Source organism: Paracoccus sp. IB05, from assembly GCF_016405985.1.
Lineage (GTDB): Bacteria > Pseudomonadota > Alphaproteobacteria > Rhodobacterales > Rhodobacteraceae > Pseudogemmobacter.
On record NZ_JAEFCF010000002.1, the window covers coordinates 178111 to 198287 of the forward strand.

17 protein-coding genes, 1 tRNA gene and 1 riboswitch are annotated in these 20177 nt (G+C 63.1%); of the genes, 6 read left to right on the plus strand and 12 right to left on the minus strand.

What is annotated here, in order from left to right; translation table 11 throughout:
• Positions 1-129 precede the first annotated feature (129 nt).
• Positions 130-564 carry a hypothetical protein gene (locus JC607_RS02395; RefSeq protein WP_198835345.1) on the plus strand — a complete coding sequence of 145 codons (435 nt, stop codon included), beginning with the start codon at positions 130-132 and terminating at the stop codon, positions 562-564.
• Positions 565-816: 252 nt separating this feature from the next.
• Here JC607_RS02395 and JC607_RS02400 read toward each other — a convergent pair whose 3' ends face one another.
• The gene (locus JC607_RS02400) at positions 817-1131 is read right to left on the minus strand and encodes a hypothetical protein (protein ID WP_198835346.1); all 315 of its coding nucleotides are present in this window, start codon (positions 1129-1131) and stop codon (positions 817-819) included.
• A 176-nt stretch (positions 1132-1307) separates the two neighbouring features.
• Between JC607_RS02400 and JC607_RS02405 the strand changes: the two genes are divergently transcribed.
• From JC607_RS02405 to JC607_RS02420, 4 genes are all read left to right on the plus strand, one after another.
• A complete protein-coding gene (locus JC607_RS02405) occupies positions 1308-1745 on the plus strand; it encodes a DUF5681 domain-containing protein (RefSeq protein WP_370584737.1) in 438 nt (145 codons plus the stop codon).
• The gene (locus JC607_RS02410) at positions 1745-2125 is read left to right on the plus strand and encodes a hypothetical protein (protein ID WP_198835348.1); all 381 of its coding nucleotides are present in this window, start codon (positions 1745-1747) and stop codon (positions 2123-2125) included. Before JC607_RS02405 ends, JC607_RS02410 begins: the two co-directional genes overlap by 1 nt.
• 194 nt (positions 2126-2319) lie before the next feature.
• Positions 2320-2472 (plus strand): hypothetical protein, encoded by a 153-nt coding sequence (locus JC607_RS02415; protein WP_198835349.1) that lies wholly within the window; start codon positions 2320-2322, stop codon positions 2470-2472.
• A 691-nt stretch (positions 2473-3163) separates the two neighbouring features.
• The gene (locus JC607_RS02420; RefSeq protein WP_198835350.1) at positions 3164-3586 is read left to right on the plus strand and encodes a hypothetical protein; all 423 of its coding nucleotides are present in this window, start codon (positions 3164-3166) and stop codon (positions 3584-3586) included.
• A 106-nt stretch (positions 3587-3692) separates the two neighbouring features.
• Here the strand turns inward: JC607_RS02420 and JC607_RS02425 are convergent.
• The 5 genes from JC607_RS02425 to JC607_RS02445 all read right to left on the minus strand — a co-directional run bounded on the left by JC607_RS02425 (position 3693) and on the right by JC607_RS02445 (position 12138).
• Positions 3693-3769 (minus strand) — tRNA-Pro (locus JC607_RS02425).
• Between the two features lie 161 nt (positions 3770-3930).
• Positions 3931-5616 carry a pilus assembly protein TadG-related protein gene (locus tag JC607_RS02430; RefSeq protein ID WP_198835351.1) on the minus strand — a complete coding sequence of 562 codons (1686 nt, stop codon included), beginning with the start codon at positions 5614-5616 and terminating at the stop codon, positions 3931-3933.
• 121 nt (positions 5617-5737) lie between these two features.
• On the minus strand, positions 5738-7276 hold the full coding sequence (locus tag JC607_RS02435; RefSeq protein WP_233092565.1) for a TerC family protein: 1539 nt from the start codon (positions 7274-7276) through the stop codon (positions 5738-5740).
• A 658-nt stretch (positions 7277-7934) separates the two neighbouring features.
• Positions 7935-11018 carry an efflux RND transporter permease subunit gene (locus JC607_RS02440; RefSeq protein ID WP_198835353.1) on the minus strand — a complete coding sequence of 1028 codons (3084 nt, stop codon included), beginning with the start codon at positions 11016-11018 and terminating at the stop codon, positions 7935-7937.
• Positions 11019-11028: 10 nt separating this feature from the next.
• Positions 11029-12138, minus strand: a complete 1110-nt coding sequence (locus tag JC607_RS02445; RefSeq protein WP_198835354.1) for an efflux RND transporter periplasmic adaptor subunit — start codon at positions 12136-12138, stop codon at positions 11029-11031.
• Positions 12139-12362: 224 nt separating this feature from the next.
• Positions 12363-12495, plus strand: a riboswitch (FMN riboswitch).
• An 84-nt stretch (positions 12496-12579) separates the two neighbouring features.
• On the opposite strand from JC607_RS02445, the gene JC607_RS02450 reads away from it, so the two are divergent.
• Entirely contained in the window at positions 12580-13044 is a 465-nt protein-coding gene (locus tag JC607_RS02450; RefSeq protein WP_198835355.1) for a 6,7-dimethyl-8-ribityllumazine synthase, read from the plus strand.
• On the opposite strand, the gene JC607_RS02455 is transcribed toward JC607_RS02450, so the two are convergent.
• The 6 genes from JC607_RS02455 to JC607_RS02480 all read right to left on the minus strand — a co-directional run bounded on the left by JC607_RS02455 (position 13045) and on the right by JC607_RS02480 (position 20167).
• Positions 13045-14694, minus strand: coding sequence for a glycerol-3-phosphate dehydrogenase/oxidase (locus JC607_RS02455; protein ID WP_198835356.1), 1650 nt, complete (start codon positions 14692-14694; stop codon positions 13045-13047).
• Entirely contained in the window at positions 14687-15469 is a 783-nt protein-coding gene (locus JC607_RS02460) for a DeoR/GlpR family DNA-binding transcription regulator (RefSeq protein ID WP_198835357.1), read from the minus strand. Before JC607_RS02460 ends, JC607_RS02455 begins: the two co-directional genes overlap by 8 nt.
• The gene (locus tag JC607_RS02465; protein ID WP_198835358.1) at positions 15466-16986 is read right to left on the minus strand and encodes an FGGY-family carbohydrate kinase; all 1521 of its coding nucleotides are present in this window, start codon (positions 16984-16986) and stop codon (positions 15466-15468) included. Before JC607_RS02465 ends, JC607_RS02460 begins: the two co-directional genes overlap by 4 nt.
• Before the next feature lie 81 nt (positions 16987-17067).
• The gene (locus tag JC607_RS02470; protein ID WP_198835359.1) at positions 17068-17943 is read right to left on the minus strand and encodes a DeoR/GlpR family DNA-binding transcription regulator; all 876 of its coding nucleotides are present in this window, start codon (positions 17941-17943) and stop codon (positions 17068-17070) included.
• 143 nt (positions 17944-18086) lie between these two features.
• Positions 18087-19034, minus strand: a complete 948-nt coding sequence (locus JC607_RS02475; RefSeq protein ID WP_092900116.1) for a D-ribose ABC transporter substrate-binding protein — start codon at positions 19032-19034, stop codon at positions 18087-18089.
• A 92-nt stretch (positions 19035-19126) separates the two neighbouring features.
• The gene (locus JC607_RS02480) at positions 19127-20167 is read right to left on the minus strand and encodes an ABC transporter permease (protein ID WP_198835360.1); all 1041 of its coding nucleotides are present in this window, start codon (positions 20165-20167) and stop codon (positions 19127-19129) included.
• Between the last annotated feature and the right edge of the window lie 10 nt (positions 20168-20177).

Below are 20177 nucleotides of genomic sequence, written 5' to 3' on the forward strand. Positions count from 1 at the left end.
ATCAGGACGGAAGAGAACCGGACTGATTGCAAGGGCTGGCCGGAGTGCAGTGCCTCATGCTTGCGATCATCGGTGACGCCAACAGCGGCAAGCGCGATCGCGGCGCTAAGGGCGTAACGGGAGCGCCAGGTGGGCGAAGAGCCCGAAGCGGACATGGCGCTGATGAGCATCGTTGACTTCTATTGTCCGAACAACGACCAGTGCAGGCGCATCGTCTGCGCGTCAGCTCTGGGCAAGAGGGAGAAGGCGACCAGGGATGACCGATACCTGCCCCTGACCCTTGAACCGATCCGCCGCCGACAGGCAGCTGAGGCGCAACGCATCGCGTTCAAGCAGGCCAGTGACGGTGCAGGCAGGGGCATCGCTGCCATGCCCCCCGTCCATGGACATCAAGGAGATGCACCGCGGCCTCGTTTATATCGCTGCCGAAAAGCCGATGATCCTCTTCCGCGACAACCTCGCCTTGCAGTTGCCCCGCCGGGCATATCGGCGCCGCTCAGGCATAACACGACGAACATCATCACCCCAGAGGGCGTGCCGGCCACCTCGACCTTCGGCATCTGACTGGGCGGCGACAGGCGCATGGTCGCCTCCACCCTGACCGTCGATCCAGGCACCGGGGAGCTTTGCACCGCAGAGGATGGCCGGGACGCCCTGAATCTGTGGAAACCGCGCCCCATGCTGCGCCTCAGGATTGGCAACAGCGCCTCGGCATCTTCCTCGACCATATCGCCTTCCTGATCCCCGCCGAAACGGAACGAAACAGGTTCCCTGATTGGCTGGCGCATATCGAGCAGCAGCCGGGCGTCCTGCCGCTCAACCATTACCTGATGATCGCCACGCAGCAGGGGTCGGGCGGAACTGGCTCGCGGCGCTGCTCGCCCATGTCTGGTCGGGCAACGTCGCCACGGACTTCGACCTGAAGTCCAGTCTTGCCAGCGGCTTCAACGGCCAGCTTTCACGCAAGCTGATGTGGTGCAGGTCCAGAAGTTTGAAAACGCTCTGCATGACGCGGCGGGAAAAGCCCCCGATGCCCTGGCCGGTGAGGCGTTCAAGCTCGGTGACAAGCTCGGGCATCAGGATCAGGTCGCGGGGTTTGTCACCGAAGAAGGTGGAGGTCCGGGCGGTCATTCGTCGCCACCCGCGCCCCGCCACCGCCTCCCGATTGCGCCAGCTTGCTGCACAGCCAGCTTGAGAGGGCGGTCGGTGCTCCTCCCCACAAGGTCAAGGCGCTGCGCGATGCCAGGTCCAACGCCGACAAGGCGTTCCAGCAGTGATCCCGCGCTGATAATCAGAGAGGACCGCGTATGTCGGAAGAATCCGAAAACACGCGGCCGCCCGGTAAATGGGTGCGAGGCTTGGCATCGCCCAACCCGGCGGGCAGACCGAAAGGCGCAGCCGCCCGCAAGCGCGAACGCATTGTGCGGGCGCTGAATGACGATGGCCCGGACGTTGTGCGCGTGGTCATCGACAAAGCGCTAGAAGGCGACATGACCGCCGCCGGGCTGGTGCTGTCGCGCCTCACGCCCCCGGTCAGGGCACAGGCGGAGAAGATCCGGTTCGATTTTGCCCCCGGACTGCCCATCGGCAGGCAGATCGAGGCCGTGCCGGCGGCAGTGGCCGCTGGTGAGGTGCCGCCCGATCTGGGGCAGCAGGTGATCAGCATGATCGGCACCCTGTCCAACGCACGCGCCACCGAAGAACTGGCGGAGCGGCTGGCAATTCTTGAAGCAAGGGCGATCTGATGGCGATCATCACCACGAAACGGAACACGGTTTACGCCTGCGAACCGCTGCCCGACGACAGCTTCGTCCAAATCTGCCTCGGTCGCCCTGCCGGGCGGAACCTTCTGGGCACACGGGGAAGCGACGCCTGCCAGTTGGCAGTGAAATGGGCTGTGGGTATCGCCGACCAGATGGCACAGCCGATCACCATCATGCCGATCAGTGCTGCCGAGTTCGTCGCAGAACACGGCGGGCAGCTTGCAAAGCTCGATCCGGAGCAGCGCGAGAGGCTGCGGCGGGTTGCTGCCGCGTCAATGCTGGATGTGCTGCGCGACTGCCAAGACCCCAAGGTGCGCCGTGACGCACTGTCCCTTCTTCACGAGATGAGGACCATCCAATGACTGCCCCCAAAGATGACAGCACTCCCGTCAAACCGCAGCCAGTTGTGGGTCCGCTCAGCGCTGGCCCGGCGAACTGCTCGGCCATGCGAAGCGCGTGCAGCAGGGTGAGACGCTGACCGCCGCGCTCGATGCGATTCAGCGCCATCGCACAGGAGAACCGGAATGATGCGCCCCTTACGACCCCGAAGGCCGCAATGGCCATGGGTGCGAACCGCGCGGCTGAAAGCCGTGAAGAGCAGATCGCGGAACTGATGGACCTCTGCCGCTCGACCGTGCATCGGGTCGTGGAACTGACGGATCCGGTGGCCGACCTGCAAGAGGGGGTGGCCAAGCTGGAAGCGCGGTAGCGATGTCGAACGTGCGCGGGATGCTGGCGCGGGTCGCCAAGCTGAAGCGGCCCGGCAAGCTCCCGTGTCACCCTTCATCGCGCTCTACGGCTCAGTCGATGGATTCGCTGCTGATGCCGAGGGGCTGGACCGAACCGGCTTTCCACAGGTCCTCACCGCTCTGCATCGCTGGGAACGTGATCGGGTCTGGGAGAACCGTCACAGGCCTTATGGCGTCTGGCAGCCACAGAACTGACGAAAACCCTTCGTGCAGATGCGCGATGGGTGCGGGTGTTGATTGCCACCCGCCGAGGCAAAGGGAACCGACCCTCGTTAAACCTTCGGTCTCAACAACGGGCCTGTCTCTCCTTCCGGGCAGAGTTGGAAGGTGACGCCGCGACGTGCCCGGCCAATAGGGGCGTCACCGCTCATTCAACACCCTCGTCTTCACGGGCGGGGATGTTCTCGCCTAACGCCCTATCATCGTTGAATGAACCAGCCCGGCGCGGCATTGATGGCTGGCGGCGCAGTCAATCCTGCCCGTGGGGCGTGGAATTCCCTTCGATGCGTAGCTCGGTCGATTTCTCGGCCGGGTGACCGTTGCGCCTGTCCAGGCACTCGCTGAAGGCAGCGGTGCCTCGGGCTACGCACGGGGATTCCAACACCCGGCTTTGACCCGGGCAGCCTCTCACCTTTCGCAGGGGCTGCGCCTGTGACCGGGATGACCACACCGTGCCAGAAACGCCAAATCACCGGCAACGCCGGGCTGAACGACGCCGCATGGCAGCTCTCGCGGCGGGGCTGGCACGTCATGCCGACCATCCGCAATGCCAAGGGATCGGACCGGTTCATCACGAATGAGGGCGAGACGGCCTTCTTCGGAGTGCAGTCCAGGGCCCTGAGCAAGCGCGATGCTGTATCGCTTCACATGGACCTTAGCGAGTTGCGGTCGGACTGGTGGATTATAACGACCTTTGCCAACCCGGACGCACCTGTTTGCTACATCCTTCGGGTCGACGAGCTTCGCGCCCATGCGTCACAGAACAAGAATGGCGGGAAGTGGTGGCTGGAACCCAAGGCCTATGATCGCGACGAGTTTCGAGACGCATGGCATAGGCTTGGCAAAGCCGACTGATTCACCCGAAGGGCCTGCCCGGCTTGAGATTTGCTTACCGAACAGGTCCAGGCGCTAAGATGCGCGACATTGACCCAATGTAAGTGGCTGCAATTATTCGGGAAATTGGTCGGAGCGAGAGGATTCGAACCTCCGACCCCCTGCTCCCGAAGCAGGTGCGCTACCAGGCTGCGCTACGCTCCGACCATTGGGGCGGGATAGCGCCAGAGCAGGGGTTTTGCAAGGGGCATTCCGGCTCTTTGCAGGAAATCAACGCGAAGCGGGCGGCGGGCGGGTTTCGGGGGCCATCGCGGAGGAGAGCCGGGGCGGGGCGGGTTGTGGCCCGGTATCGGCCGGCGGCCCGCTTATTGCAGGATAGAGGTTCCGCAACTGTAGTCGTCAAGGATGAGATCTGCCTGGGCCACGCTGATCCCCAGGAGATCCAGCAGGGCCTGCACGATGGCATCCACCCCCAGCGAGGCGAGGAGCGAGGAAATGCTGCTGATCAGGCCACTGAGCACCGAAAGCAGGGCGGAGACCGTCGCATTCACCACTGTAAACAGCGGGCAGGCGAGCAGGGACAGCAACCCTCCCTCGCAGGCCCTGGCATTGACCTGGGCCTGCAGATCGTTTCGGACCGAATCGAGGAAAGTGCTGACATCGGCGACCAGGCGGGACAGGGTCAGCGGGTTGCGCACCGGCACCGGCTTGCGAAACTGGTCGAGGCGGATCGGCACATCCTTAACCCCGCGCGCGAGCCTGACACGGTTCATATCGGCGGGCGCGACATTGGCACGGGAATCGAGCAGCCCGACCCTCAGTGCCAGCTCGACCGGCGCAGTCTCGGCCCGGAAGAGTGCGAGCTGATCCGAGGGCTGGCTCGCGCCGCAATTGAGGCTGAGCGCGACGGCATCTGCTGTCCCCAGACCGACATTCAGAGCGACCCGCAAGAGTGCGGTATTCCCGGCGCTGATCGTATCGGCGCCAAGCGCCACATCGACCTGCGACACCGAGGCACGTGGCGGCGGGGTGTCTCCGATCCGGCCAATGCCGATCACCGGCGGGCGCACCAGGCCGATCTTCAGCCCGACATTGGCCAGCGGCGCGAGATTGAGCCCGGTGCCGATATCCAGCCGCTCTTCGGGATCGGCGGCAAGACCGAGGAAGGCCATCATCAGATCAAACGCATTCACCGTTACATCGGGCAGCACATCCCCGATCCTGGCATTCAACAGGCTGGGCGAGATGTTCATCACCTCGGCCAGGGTCACCGGCTGACCGCCATGCGCCGCCGCCGGCAGGGCGCCCGCCGGCAGACCTCCGGCCTGTACGAGCCCGGCAAAAAGGCGCGGCCCGGTCAAGGGCAGATGCAGCACATCGTTGAAGGTGAAGACCTCGGTTGCGAGGCCAAGCGAGACCAGTGACAGGAGATCCTCGACTTTGACCCTGGTATTCGCCAGCCCTTCATAGCTGAGAACCGACACGTTCAGCCCGATCCCAAGGCCCGAGAGCACCGGATCGAGGATCGCTTCGCGGGTGTTCACCCCGAGCAGGCGGTTGCGCAGCGTGAAGACCACCACAGCCTCTTGCCCTGCCACGGCCGAGCGCCTGATCACCACATTCTCATCGCGCATGACCGGGCCAAGAAGCAGCGGATGGTAGCGCGAGGGCACCTTTACCATCACCGCGCTGGCGCCGGTCGGACTGGCCTGGTTCGCATGTGGCACAAACTGGCCTTCCGCGCTGTAGCTGCCGAGCAGGATATCCGAATTCTGCAATTCGATCTCGCCATAGAGCCTGTTCACCGCCACCACCTTGCGGGCGATGGCACGCACCTTCACCGGATCGGGCAGGAACCGCGCCGCGCTTTGGGCGGCCAGGTCAGCCTGAGACTGGGTATAGCGTTTCTGCGCATTGAGCCGCACGGCATCTGTTGCCAGGCCACCGATCAGCATCAGGATCGGAAAGATCACCACGAAAAAGATCGTCACGCTGCCGGTGGTATCGGCAAGCCAGCGGCGCAGGGCGCCAATATGTGGGAAACGGATCATTTCGGGTGGCATTGTCCGGAAGAGCTGCGGCCGTGGGTGCACTTTCCCTCACTGTGACCGCAGCTCTTCCTTCCACCAAGAAGATTAAGCCTCTGTTTCTATTAAACTCTTACAGACATACTCACGCCGTTTCAGACCGGCGGACGCGGACCTTGTCTATGGCGCGGCCATTCATCGCGACGATCTCGAATTCCAGCCCGTCGAATACCAGCTTTTCTCCTTCGACCGGCATATTGCCATGCCGCCAGAGGATATAGCCGGCAAGGGTCGAATAGCGCTCGGTTTCATCCTCGAGATCGGCCTCGAACAGCGCGCTCGCGCGGCGGATATCCATCCAGCCATCGACCAGCCAGGACCCATCTTCGGCGCGTTCCTCGGTCAGGGGCGCTTCATCCTCGTCGGGGAAGTCGCCGGCAATCGCCTCCAGCACATCGGTGGGGGTGACGATCCCTTCGAGCGATCCGAATTCGTCAACGATCACGGCAAGCTGCACCGGGGCGCGGCGCAGCTGTTCCATCAGGCGCAGCACCGAGACGCTTTCATGCAGCACCAGCGGTTCGCGCACCGAACGCTCGACGCTGATATGACCATCCGTCAGCAGATCGCGCATCAGATCACGCGCCAGCGCCACGCCGGAAAACTCATCCAGGCTGCCGCGTGCGATCAGGAAACGGGAATGCTTCTGATCGAGGATCTGTTCGCGGATCTTCGCCTCGTCGGAGTCGAGATCAATCCAGTCGATCTCGTTCCTCGGTGTCATCACCGAGGTCGCAGGCCGGTCGGTGAGACCCAGAACACCCTGGATCATCTCTTTCTCTTCCTGCGCGAACAGCGCCTGCTCGGCCGAGCGGTCGGCGATCACATCGGCAGTGCCGCCCAGATCCTCGCCCTTGCGCCCGCCCAGAAGCCGCAGCACCGCCTCGGCCGTGCGGTCACGCAGGTCGCCCGAGGTGATGTAGCGTTCGCGATTGGCGCGGCCGATCTGGTTCAGCGCCTCGATCCCCACCGAGAAGCCGATGGCGGCATAGAGGTAGCCCTTCGGGATGTGGAAGCCGAAGCCCTCAACGATCAGCGAGAAGCCGATCATCATCAGGAAGCCAAGGCAGAGGATGACCACGGTCGGGTGTTTCGACACGAAATTCATCAGCGTCTTCGACATCAGAAGCATGACCGCCATCGCGACGAGCACGGCGATATACATGATGGAAAGATGCTGAACCATGCCGACGGCGGTGATCACCGAATCCAGCGAAAACACCGCATCCAGCACCACGATCTGCAAAAGGACCTGCCAGAAGGCGACCTGGACGACAGAGCCCTCTTTTTGGCCGGAATGCCCCTCCAGCCGCTCATGCAGCTCCATTGTGCCTTTGAACAGCAGGAACAGGCCGCCGAAGATCAGGATGAGATCGCGCCCCGAGAAACCGTGTCCGAATATGGTGAACAGGTTTGATTGCAGCGTCACGATCCATGCGATCGAGGCCAGCAGTACAAAACGCATGATCAAAGCCAGCGACAGGCCGATAATGCGGGCGCGGTCGCGCTGATGCGCGGGCAGCTTGTCGGCGAGGACGGCAATGAAGACGAGGTTGTCGATCCCCAGGACGATCTCAAGAACGATCAGTGTCGCGAGGCCGGCCCAGGCGGCCGGGTCAGACATCCATTCAAATAACACGAGGCTTGGCTCCGAAGTGAGAAAGCCGCGCCGGGATCATCCCGGCGCGGTTGGCGTAATGGTTGGCGTGACTGCCCGCAAAAGGGCAGGGCAGGGGGATCAGAGGTAAGAGGGGCCTTCTTAAGAAGGTTTCCCTTCGTCGGGGCGCGGGGGGCTGGGCGTCGAGACTTCGCCCTATACTGCCTGAGCCCTCATCCGAGGCGCCCGGCGCGGCGGCCGGTTCGGCAGAAGAGGTGCCACGGCCTGCGGCTGTGGCAACCCTGTTGCAGGTGCCCCGCGATCTGGCGGGGGCGCGGCAGGAGATGCCGACTGACCTGCGCGTCTGCCGCGCTTTTACGTGACCGAATTTCACCCGTGTTCCCATAATTGCCGGCCCGGAGCTGCGATCGGGCGATTGTCCCGCCTTCGCGCCCCCCCCGGTGCAGCACCAGTTTTCTTCATGTCTGCGTCAGCCGCAAGCACTTCTGCCGAAATCAGGCGGATTTGCCGGCGGAATGGCGCCAGGGCCATGATCCTGGCGCTGAGCTTCCATGAAAACTGTGAAGATTTTATAGTCATCCGGCGTTGAAACCGCGCCACCGGCACGCGAACGCGCAAAGAAAAAGGAGGGCCGGAGCCCTCCTTTTCGATGTGTCTTGCCGGCTCAATGTGCCGGGCTGGACCCGAATTGCTGCTCCACCTGCCGTTTGTGCAGGGCGTAAGCGGCGTCTGAGCGCGAGATCAGCGTGTAGAACATCGGCACCACGAAGAGGGTGAAGAGCGTCCCGATCAACAGGCCGGTGAAGATCACCAGACCCATCGCCTGCCGCGCTGCGGCCCCCGCGCCTTCCGCGATGATCAGCGGCACCACGGCCAGAGCCATGGCCGCCGTGGTCATCAGGATCGGGCGCAGACGGGTTTTCGCCGCCGCGACAATCGCCGCGCGCCGCGACAGCCCGTGATCCTCACGCTGCTGATTGGCGAATTCCACCATCAGGATCCCGTGTTTCGTGATCAGACCTATCAGCGTGATCAGACCCACCTGGGTGTAGATGTTGAGCGTGCTCGCCCCCATATACAGTGGCAAAAGCGCACCGAAAATCGACAGCGGCACGGACATCATGATGATGAAGGGATCGCGGAAGCTTTCGAACTGCGCGGCCAGAACCAGGTAGATCACGATGATTGCCGCCCCGAAGGCCAGCATGATCGTGTTGCCTTCGGTCTTTTCCAGCCGCGACTGGCCGGAATAGTCGATGAAGAAGCCATCCGGCAGCACTTCTGCGGCAATCTCCTCAAGCTTTGCCAGTGCGGTGCCGCTGGACACGCCGGGCATCGCCATAGCCGACAGCGTGGCCGAGTTAAGCTGGTTGAACTGTTCGATCGACGAGGCTGCGACGCCCGGGGCAAGGTTGATCACCGCAGACAAAGGCAGCATCGCACCCGAAGAGGACCGCACGAAGAAGTCGTTCAGCCGCTCGGGGTTGTCGCGCCATTCAGACGGGACCTGGGTCACGATATCATAGCTGTTCGAGTCGCGGTCAAACTGCGCCACTGCGCCGCCACCGACCAGGAGGCCCAGCGTGGTGCCGATATCCGAGACCGAAACGCCGAGATTGGCCGCACGGTCGCGGTCAATCGTCACCCGCACCTGCGGGGCATCAAACGACATCGAGTTCTGCACGACGATAAAGAGGCCGCTGGCCATCGCCTTCTGGTAGATCTCATCGGCGACTTCGACCACGCGTTCGGGGGCGTGAATCGACTGGATCACCATCGAGATCGGCAGCCCACCGCCCGCGCCGGGCAGAGAGGGCGGGGCAAAGACGAAGCTCTGCATCCCCGGCGCATTGTCGAGAACGCCCTGGATCTGCTGTTTGATCTCTTCCTGGCTGCGGCTGCGATTGGCCCAGTCCTTCAGCGCCCAGATATAGAAACCGGTATTCGGTGTCCCCATGCCCGCGACCGAGAAATAGGTCTCGACCTCTTCGATATCTTTGGTGCGGTTGGTGATTTCCGTGGCAAAGGCCTGGGTGTAATCCAGCGTCGCATAGCGCGGCGCATTCATCAGCGCGAACAGCGCGCCCTGATCTTCTTCGGGTGCCAGTTCTGACGAGGTGTTCATCAGCATGAAGCCCGTCGCACCCAGCAACGAGACCACCATCAGAAGGGTCACGGGCCGGTAATCCAGCGACGAGGAGATGCGCCGCTCATACCAGTTCGCAAGCCCGTTCAGCGTCTTGTCGACGATCCGCTGGAAGCGCCCCGGCTCGCCATGGGTCAGCAGACGTGCCGACATCGCGGGGGTGATGGTCAGCGCGATGACCCCCGAAATGATCACCGACCCGGCGAGTGTCAGTGCGAATTCGGTGAACAGCGACCCGGTCAGGCCGCCGGTAAAGGCCAGCGGCGCCAGCACGGCGGCAAGCGTGATCGTCATTGCGATCACCGGGCCTGTGATCTCTTTCATCCCCAGAATTGCGGCTTTGGGTGGCGAAAGACCCTCGTCGATATGGCGGTGGATGTTTTCCACCACGACGATGGCGTCATCCACCACAAGGCCGATCGCCAGCACCATCGCCAGAAGCGTCAGCAGGTTGATCGAATAGCCAAGCGCCAGCATGATCGCGCAGACCCCGATCAGCGACAGGGGAATGGTGACGATCGGCATCAGCACCGAGCGGAACGACCCAAGGAACAGCAAGATCACCACCACCACGATGGCGACCGCCTCGGCAATGGTCTTGAACACTTCGGAAATCGAGGCGGCAATGGTCTCGGTGCTGTCATAGACCATGGTGATTTCCATGCCCCGGGGCAGCGTGGCCTGCAATTCGGGCAGCGCCTCAAGCACATTCGAGGCCACGTCGAGCTGGTTCTCGCCCGGTGCCGGAATGATGCCGATAAAGGTGCCGGGCTGGCCCTTGAAGGTCACGATCCCCTCCGGCTCGCCCGAGGCCAGTTCGATCCGCGCGACATCGCGCAGCTTCACAACGCCGTTCTCACCCGACACCAGGGGCAGCTCGCCAAAGGCTTCGGCATCCTGCAGCGTCGAGGCAAGCGTCAGTGAATAAACGAAATATTCGTTCTCGGTCTTGCCCGGTGCCGAGAGGAAATTCGACGACCGGATCGCCCCCAGAACCTCGGCCGCCGTCACGCCGCGCGACGAAAGCTTCAGCGGATCAAGCCAGACCCGCATGGTGAATTCCTGGCCGCCCAGAATATCCATCTGAGCCACGCCCTGGATATTGGTCACCCTGGGGCTGATCACGCGTTCCAGATATTCATTCAGCTGTTCGGACGACATATTCGGGTTCTGCGCCGCCAGATACATCAGCGCGAAGGTCTGGCCGGTGCCTTTCAGGATCACCGGATCATCGGCGTCGGAAGGCAGATTGCCGCGCACCTGGTTGACCTTGGACATGACTTCGGTCAGCGCGATATCCGGGTCGGCGCCCAGTTTCATCTGCACCGTGACGGTGGAGACAGACTGCCGCGAGGCGCTGGTGATGTAATCCACATTCTCGGTGGTCGAGACCGCCGAGGCGATGGGCGAAGTGATGAAGCCCTGGATCAGTTCGGCATCGGCACCGGCATAGACGGTGCTGATGGTGATAACCGATTCCTCGACTTCGGGATATTGGCGCACCGGCAGGTTCACCACCGAAGCAAGGCCGATAAACAGGATAAGGGCGCCAAGGACCGTCGAAAGGACCGGGCGTCGGATGAAGATCTCAGAAAAATGCATCCGTTTCCCCTTATTCAGCCTGGGTTTCGGCTTTGGGCATCAGATCGACCGAATTGTCGACCTTGACCCGCGCGCCCGAGGTCAGACGGTTCTGACCCGAGGTCACGATCAGGTCTCCCGCCTTGATCCCTTCGACCACTTCGATCCGGCCGCCGGCGCGGCGACCAAGCTTCACGAAGACCTGCTCGACTTTCTGCTCTTCCGCCGTCTCGCCGCTCTGGATCACATAGATCGTATCGCCATAAAGCGAAGAGCTGACCGCCGTTTGCGGCACCGCGATCACGCCTTCCTCTTTCGGAAGCGTGATGCGCACGCGCAGGAACTGCCCCGGAACCAGCCCGCCCGAGAGGTTTTCAACCTCGGCCCGGACCGAAACCATGCGGGTATTCGGGTCAACGCGCGGCTCGATTCCCGTGATGGTACCAGTGGCGGAAAAATCACCGACCTCCGAGGTGACCGTCACCGCGCCGCCCATCTTCAACACGGCAAGCTGTTGTTCAGGAACCGAGAAATCGACCCGCATCCGGCTGAGATCCTGCAGCGTCGCATAGATTTCGCCGGCCGAGACATATTGCCCGACCTCGACCCGCGGGATGCCGATCACCCCGGCGAAGGGGGCTTTCAGGGTCTTGCGGTCAAGCGCGGTCTGCGCGATGGCCACCTGCGCCGCAGCACTTTCGACCTGGGCCTCGGCGCTTTCCAGCGTGGTCGCGGCACCGACACCGCGATCCGACAGGGTGCGGGCGCGGCTTTCCTCGGCGCGGGCGACTTTAAGCGCCGCCTCGGCAGATCCGAGCTGCGCCTTCTCGCTGTCATCATCGATCAGGATCATCATCTGACCTTCGGTGACCTTGTCATTGGCGGCAAATTGCACCGCGCGGATCAGCCCACCGCTCTCAATCGCCAGATCGACCCCCTGGCGCGACAGCGAAGTGCCGATGGCGTCGATGCCCGGCTCCCAGGTCACAGGCTGCACCGGTTCGGCATTGACCGCGACCGGCGGCGGCACCATGCCCCCGAGGAATTGCGCAATCATCTCGTCACGAAAGAACTTGAACCAGACGATGCCTCCGACGACTATTCCCAAAAGAATGACTGCAATTATGAGCCGCTTGATCATCGGTTACTCCTGCTGGCGCGGTTCTGTCGGATGCCGGCACTATTCCGGTCTTGAACCGTGTTTAACTGAACTTTCCGGTCCGAGGGGTCAATCTGACAAAGCTGTATCGGACCGACCGCTTTCCCGGGTCTTCGGCGGCAATGCTTATTTGTTCTTGTGCGGATCACAAGAGCGGCGATGCGCGGCCAGGCCTTGATTTCATATTTTCTCTCATGTTAGCCCTTAGGAGTTCTCAGGGCGGGGTGAGATTCCCCACCGGCGGTTATAGCCCGCGAGCGCTTCTCCCGCTGGGAGAGGGTCAGCAGATCCGGTGAAATTCCGGGGCCGACGGTATAGTCCGGATGAAAGAGAACCTGTCTGATGGGAAACCCGGCTTCGCCGGTCTGTCAGGCGGGCAATGCTCTGGGGCCGAAAACGTTAACTCAACGGATAGGTTCCGAAATGACTGATAAATCCTCCTCCAAATCCCCGCGCATCGCGTTCATCCGTGCCCGCTGGCATTCTGAAATCGTCGATCAGGCGCTGAAGGGCTTTACCGAGCGCGCCGAGAAAGTGCTGCCCGGCACCGGGATCGACGTCTTCGACGTGCCCGGCGCGCTTGAGGCGCCGCTGGTGGCGAAAAAGCTCGCGAAAACCGGCAAATATGAAGGTATCGTTGTCGCGGCCCTGGTGGTCGATGGCGGCATCTACCGCCATGACTTTGTCGCAGGTGCGGTGGTTGACGGCCTGGTGCAGGTTGGGCTTGAGACCGAAGTGCCGGTCTATTCCGTCTCGCTGACCCCGCATAACTTCCAGCCGGTCGAGGTGCTGGAAGGCTTCTACCATGCGCATTTCGTCAAGAAAGGCGCCGAGGCCGCAGAAGCCGTCAAGGCGATGCGCGACCTCGAGGCCAAAATCAACAGCTGATCATTTCAGCCGCAGGCGGTTGCGGGATTTCAGATCCTCCCGCGCCCGCTCTACTTCCATGGCCCGCCGCGCCTCATCCCAGTTGAGCGCGGCGGCAGCCACACCCGCCGCCTGTTCAAGACTGGCATCGGTCAGCACTCCGGTCACCGACAGCGCCGTGCGGCGTTTGACCAGATCCTCCAGATGCACGACCTGTTCGTTGCGGAGGATCCAGCCCAGTTCCTGCAGGGAATAATCCGGTGCATCCGAAAGCGTGATCGGGCGCGCCCCTTCGGCCTTTGCCACCGCGCGTGCGGTGGTGCCGTAGCGCGCAAACAGCGCCTTTACCCTGCCCTGGCCGGCCCCGGTCTCGCTTGCGACCTGCGCCACCCAGGCCGGTTGATCCGCCGGATAGTCGCGCCCGCCACCAATCGGCAGACCTTCGGTTGAGACTTTCCGCCTCTGCCCGAGCCGTTTCAGCACCACATCCGCCACCTCTTCCGAGAAGCCCCGGAAAGTGGTCCATTTACCCCCCACCAGCGAGATCACCGGCCAGGTCCGCGCGCCTTCGGCTTCGATCACCGGCGCCGAATGGTCGCGGCTGATCAGCCCGGGATTTGCCGCATCCGAGGCCGGCAGCGGCCGGATCCCGGCATAGGCATAGACGATCTGGTCCTTCGAGAAGCTCAGCCCCGGCAGAAGCGAGGCAATCGCCTGCATGAAATAGTCGATCTCGTCCTCTTCACAGCGCACATCATCGGGATCCGCCGCGCGAATATCGGTCGACCCCACCAGCGCCCGGCCAAGATAGTCGAAGACAAGGCAAATCCGCCCGTCATCGGCCTCGAAATAGATCATCCGGCCTTTCAGCGCGGCAATGACTCCGGGGTGATCCAGCAGGATATGCGAGCCCTTGGTGCCGCCGATCAGTTTTGTGGTCAGGCCCAGCTGCGCATTGACCCGGTCGATCCAGGGCCCGCCTGCGTTCAATACGATCCTCGGGCGGAAGGCACGCGCGGTGCCGCTTGCGTCGGTCAGGCGGATCACATCGCCCGCAGTGGCAAGGCCAGTGGTGTAGTTCAGCACCTCGGCATTCGGATTGGCGCGTTTGCCATCCATGAGGAGTTCCAGCACCAGGCGTTCTGGCATCCGCACGGTCGCATCATAATAGGTGCCTGCCGCGACGATCTTCGGCGTCAGCGGCGGGATTTCCTTCAGCGCGCGCTTTTTCGACCAGAGGCTGTGCTTCGGCATCACCCGGCGTTTCGCGCCATAGAAATCATAGAGGCTGAGGCCGATTTTCATCAGCACCGCCCCCCGTGACCGGGGTGCGGTGGTCGATCCGAACAGCGTCCGGATCGCCGCCGGGATGCCTTTGAACCAGGAAAAGATCGGGATCACCGTATGCAGCGGATGCACCGCATGTGGCGCGTTTCTGAGCAAAAGGTTCCGCTCCAGCGTCGATTGCGCAACCAGGCCGAATTCGCCTGTCTCAAGGTATTTGATGCCGCCATGGATCAGCCGCGACGGCGCCGCCGAGGTGCCCGAGCTGAAATCACCCTTATCCGCGATCACCACGCTCACGCCCTGTTCCGCGAGGTCGCGGAAGGTGCCGGCGCCATTGACGCCAGCTCCAAGGATCAGCACGTCAATATCTTGTATGTCAGTCATTCTCATCCACCAGGATCAGGGGAACACCCGCCGCACGTAAATCGCGTTCCGTGTCGGGGGCAAGGCCGCGATCCACATAGACCGCGTCGAATTCGGTGAGATCGGCAAAGCGGTGCAGCGCCAGTTTGCCGAATTTGGTATGGTCGAGCAGCAGGACACGCCGCGCCGCCGCTTTCAGCATCGCCTGTTTGACCCGCACCGCCCGCGCGTCCTGGATCAGCGCCGTGGCCCCCGAAACGCCAGAGGCCGAACAGATCGCCAGATTGACATGCAGCCCGGCCAGCGCGGTCTCGCACAGATGGCCGATAAAGGCGTTATAGGTCGGGTGATAATCGCCGCCCAAAGCGATCAGCTGCGGGCCCTCTGGCCCGGATAGCCGCTGCATCATGCCAAGGCTGTTGGTGATCACCGTCAGCGGGTCGATCTGGCCCAGATGGGGGCCAAGTGCTGCGACCGTGGTGCTGTCGTCAAGGATCACCGCCTGGCCCGGCTGGATTTCCGCCAGAACAGCGCGGGCCAGCGCGGCTTTCGCGCCGGCGGCATGGGTCTCGCGCCAGGCGATCAGGCTTTCATAGACACCCGAAGGCTGGGCCGAGACCGCGCCATGCAGCTTGCGCAAAACCCCCTGCCGCGCGAGATCCTCGATATGGCGGTGGATCGTCATGCGCGAGACGCCGAAGGCCTGGACCAGATCGTCGATCCGGACCTCGCCTTTCTCGATCACCAGCGCGGCGATCTCGTCGCGACGCCCCGGTTTTCCGGCGGGGCTGCTCATGCCAGCGCTTCCAGCCGCGGCCAGAGCGGTGCGAGCGAGGCCGCCAGATCGCAATGCAGCCGGTAGCGCGCGTCCATCTCAGCGCGGCGACCCGGGTCAGGCGCCCAGGTCTTACCAAGCGCTGCAAGGTCACGCGGATCGGCGGTCGGGCTGTCAAAAAGCCCCACGCCCGAGCCCGCGCAAAGCGCTGCCGCCCAGGCAGCGGGTTCCTCGGTCGCGGTGACGGTGACCGGCAGGCCAAGCACATCTGCAAAGACCTGCGCGAAAAGCGGATTGCGCGAAATCCCCCCGGTCAGGAGCGCGGTTTCCGGCTGAAACCCATCGCGCAAAGCATCGACATGAATACGGTGGTTGAAAGCGATCCCCTCGATCACCGCGCGCAGCATATCGCCGCGGTCATGCCAGCCGCGCAGGCCGAGAAAACTCGCCGAAGCCCCCGCACCATGCGGCGAGCCGAAGAGATAGGGGTGGAACATCAGGGTCGAAGGGCTTTGAAACGCGGCTTCAATCTCGGGCGTGATCAGCGCGTGAAAGCTCTCGCCTGCCGCCTCGGCCTTTGCCCGGTCACCGCCACAAAGCGTGTCGAGGAACCAGTCGTAATTCGCCGCCGAGGCCGGCGAGATCGACATATTGTTCCATTCGCCCTTCCTGAGCCCGTTGCGGCAGAACCAGCGTGCATCAGTTTTGGCCGTATTCGAGACGGTTTCATTGATCGAATAGGTGCCGGCGACAATCGCCACGCGCCCCGCACCATGTCCGCCAATCCCAAGCGCCGAGGCAGTCACATCATGCAGCCCCGCGACCACGGGCGTGCCTTCGCGCAGGCCCGTCAGCTGTGCTGCGGCAGCGGTGACCTGGCCCACGATCTGATCGGGCAGCGCGACCGGCGGCAGCGCATGTGACAATGCCTCCAGCCCGAAAAGTCTCAGGATTTCGGGGTCATAGTCCTGGCTTTGGACATTGGTGAAACAGGTGCTCGCCTCGGTCAGATCGGTGCCGATCACCCCTGAAAGGCAATAGCGCAGCCAGTCCTTGCAGGCGAGGATATGGCCGATCTTCGCGAACCGCTCCGGCTCATGCGCCTGGATCCAGGCCAGAAGCGCGGTTGGCGCCGAGGCATGCGGCATCTGGCCCGAGAGATCCAGCGCGCGGGCCGAGACGCCATTCGCCTCCCATTCCGCCACCTGATCCGCCGCGCGGCTGTCGAGCGACAGAACCCCGGGCCCAAGCGCCGCACCGTCTCGGTCGAGGAGATAAAGCCCGTCCCCATGCGCCGTTGCTGCCACTGCCGCGATATCACCGGCCCGGCCCGAAAGCGCCAGCGCCTCGGAAATCGCCTCGGCCGTCGCAGCCCAAAGCTGGTTCATATCGCGTTCGACATGGCGGGGGCGGGGCATAAGCTGCGGCAGGCGGCGGCGCGCCACGGCAAGCGGGCGGCCCATTGCGTCAAACACGACCGCCTTGGTCACTGTCAGCCCATTGTCGATGCCGAGAAGGCAGGGACCGTGATCAGCCATGAAACAGACCTCCCGACCGCACGACATGGGCGGTTCCACGGAAGACACCATCTCACGATGTTAATATAACATCAAGTGACGTTACATTGCCGGATCATCGCCCGCGACCGGCGCGAGTTTCAGCCGCACCCCCTCGCGCAGGAGATGGCTGGCAAGTGCGGGGTCCAGCCCGTCATCCACGATCACCAGGTCGAAGTCCCGCAACCCCGCCATGGAATGCAGCGCGCGGCGGGTGAATTTGGAATGATCGGCCAGCAGGATGCGGCGATCGGCGCAGTCGAGCATGGCGCGCTTGATCTCGGTCATCTCGGGGCTTTGGTGAAAGGCCTGGCCATCGGTGATCGCAGCGGTGGACATGAAGGCGAGATCGGCGCGGAGCGCGCGGATACTGGTCGCGGTCACCGGCCCGAGAAAGGCATTGCACCAGTTGTGCAATTGCCCGCCCAGGCCGAGCAGGGTGATATCCGGCGTCGAGCGCAGCGCATTCATCAGCGTCAGGGAATTGGTGATCGCAGTCAGCGGCACGCGGGTGGTCAGATGCGGCACCATCTCGAACACGGTGGTGCTGTCATCGAAAAACGCGGCCTGGCCGGGGTCCAGCTCCATCGCGGCCATGGCGGCGATGGCGCGTTTCTCGGCGCCCTGGCGGGCCGTGCGCCACAGATCCGAGGCCTCGATCAGGCTCGTCGGCGCAGCCGAGACCACGCCGCGCATCTTGCGCAAAAGCCCGCGCCCGGCGAGGTCATCGAGATCGCGATGCGCGGTCATCAGGCTGATGCCGAAACGCGAGGTCAGATCCTCGATCCGCATCGAGCCCTCGGCGATCACCGTCTCTGCAATCAGCTGGCGCCGCGCGATCTGGCGGGCATGGCGGCTGTCAGACGGAATCGCATCGCTGCCCAGAAGATCGGGGCGCGGATCCTGAATCGGATCGGACCAGTATTTATGCTCGGACATTTGGGCCTCCCGCCAGCCGGTTACTGCATTTCACCTGAAAGGCAAACGACGGCGATGTTCAGCGGAGGGAAAGCCGGGCCGGAACAATCCGGCACCGGCAAAAGGCAAAAGCGGCGGGCCGGGAAACCGGCCCGCGCCAGGTCTTACTCCGACAGAACGAAGGGAGCGGTGTATTTGTCGACATTGTCTGCGGTGATCAGCAGGCAGTCAAAGAGCTGCTTTTCCGATGCCGCGCCGGTTTCGCCGGTTTTGATGAACTTGTCGGCCTGGACCACAGCTTCGCGCGAGAAGATCGCGACCGGCTGAAGAACGGTGTATTGCAGCTCACCGGCCTTGATCGCCTCGACCGCGTCGGGCGAGCCGTCGAAGCCACCGACCTTGACCTGAGCCAGCTTGCCGGCCTCTTTCAGCGCGGCAATCGCGCCAAGCGCCATTTCGTCATTGCCGGCGATCAGGCCGATGACATCCGGGTTCGCCTGCAGGAGCGACTGGGTCTTCTGGTAGCCCTGGGTGCGGTCCCAGTTCGCCACTTCCTGACCGGCTTTCACCAGATCCGGATATTGGGTGATGACGGTTTCATAGCCATTCGAACGGGTCGCGGCATTGTTGTCTGCCGGGTTGCCGAACAGCTCAACGAACTTGCCCGCATCGCCAACGGCTTCGACCCATTGCTGGGCACCCAGAGCTGCGCCCTGAGCGTTGTTCGAAACGAGCTGACCCTTGGCCAGGCCTTCCTGGTTGATCTCGGCATTCACGAGGAAAACCGGGATGCCCGCATCAACAGCCTTCTGCACTGCGCCAATCGAGCCATCGGCATTGGCCGGGTCGAGGATGATCGCGACCGATTTGTTGGTGATCGCGGTATCGACGAGGGTGCTCTCGGTATTGGTGTCGCCCTTATGCGAGGAGACATTGGCGGTGTAGCCAAGCTCTTCTGCGGTCGCTTTGGCGACTTCGCCCTCGGTGAACCAATAGGGGTTCGCCGGGTCATTGACGATGATGGTGATCAGGCCTTCGGCCGATGCGGCAAAAGCCATCATCGGCAGAGCGGCGGCAGCACCCATCAGCGCGCGGCGGGTCAGTTTAAGCATGTGTAATCCTCCCAGGGGTTGCATGCAGTCTTGCGGTCTTTGCCAATGGCGCGCGGGGCTATGGCCCAGGCGCCCCGGCGAAGGGGGGTGGCTCAGGCTTTCCTGCCGCCTTTGCCGGTCTGGATCGAGTTCATCAGCACGGCGAGCACAATCACGCCGCCGGTGAAAACGGTCTGCCAGTAAGACGAGACGCCGGTGATCACGAGGCCCGCCGACAGGAAGCCGATCACGAAAGCGCCGAGCATGGTGCCAAGCACCGTGCCGCGCCCGCCGGTGAGGGCGGCGCCCCCGATCACCACGGCGGCAATTGCGGTCAGCTCGTAAGTCGTGCCTGCGGTCGGGCCAGCCGAGGTCAGCTGCGACGACAGGACCAGACCCGCCACCGCCGAAAGCATCCCCGACAGCGTATAGACGGTGACCTTGACGAATTTCACCGGCACGCCCGACAGCTCTGCCGCGCGCTCATTGCCGCCCGAAGCATAGAGCCAGCGGCCAAAGGCGGTGCGGCTGAGGACCAGCCAGGCGACGATCGCGCAGAAGGCCAGCACCAGAACCGAGATCGGCACGCCGGCAATCCGCTCGGATCCCAGCCATTTGAAGCCGGTATTGCCCAGATCAGGCGAGCCTGCGAGCCGGTTATAAGTCAGGCCATTGGTCATCAGAAGGGCGACGCCGCGTGCCACATACATCACGCCAAGCGTGGCGACAAAGGCGGGAACTTTCAGGTATGCGACCAGCACGCCATTGACCGCGCCGACCAGCGCGCCCACGACCAGGGTGATCACCACCACGGCCCAGACCGGCGGATAAAGGATCACGCCGAGCGCGTCGATCTCGACGCCCTGCATCAGCGCGCCACCGATCACGCCGCTCAGCGCAAGGATCGAGCCGACCGACAGGTCGATGCCGCCATTCAGGATCACCAGCAACATGCCGATGGCCAGCAGGCCGAAAATCGCGACCTGGCTTGCCATGATCAGGAAATTCGAGGTCGTGAAATAATTCGGCGACAGATATGAAAAGACCGCGACAATCACGATCAGAGCGAAGAAAGCCCGGCCTTCAAGCAGAAGCTTCAGCAGGCTGAAACCTTCGCTCCTGGTGGCGGGGGCGGGTTTGGTGGTGTCGGACATTGTTCTGTTT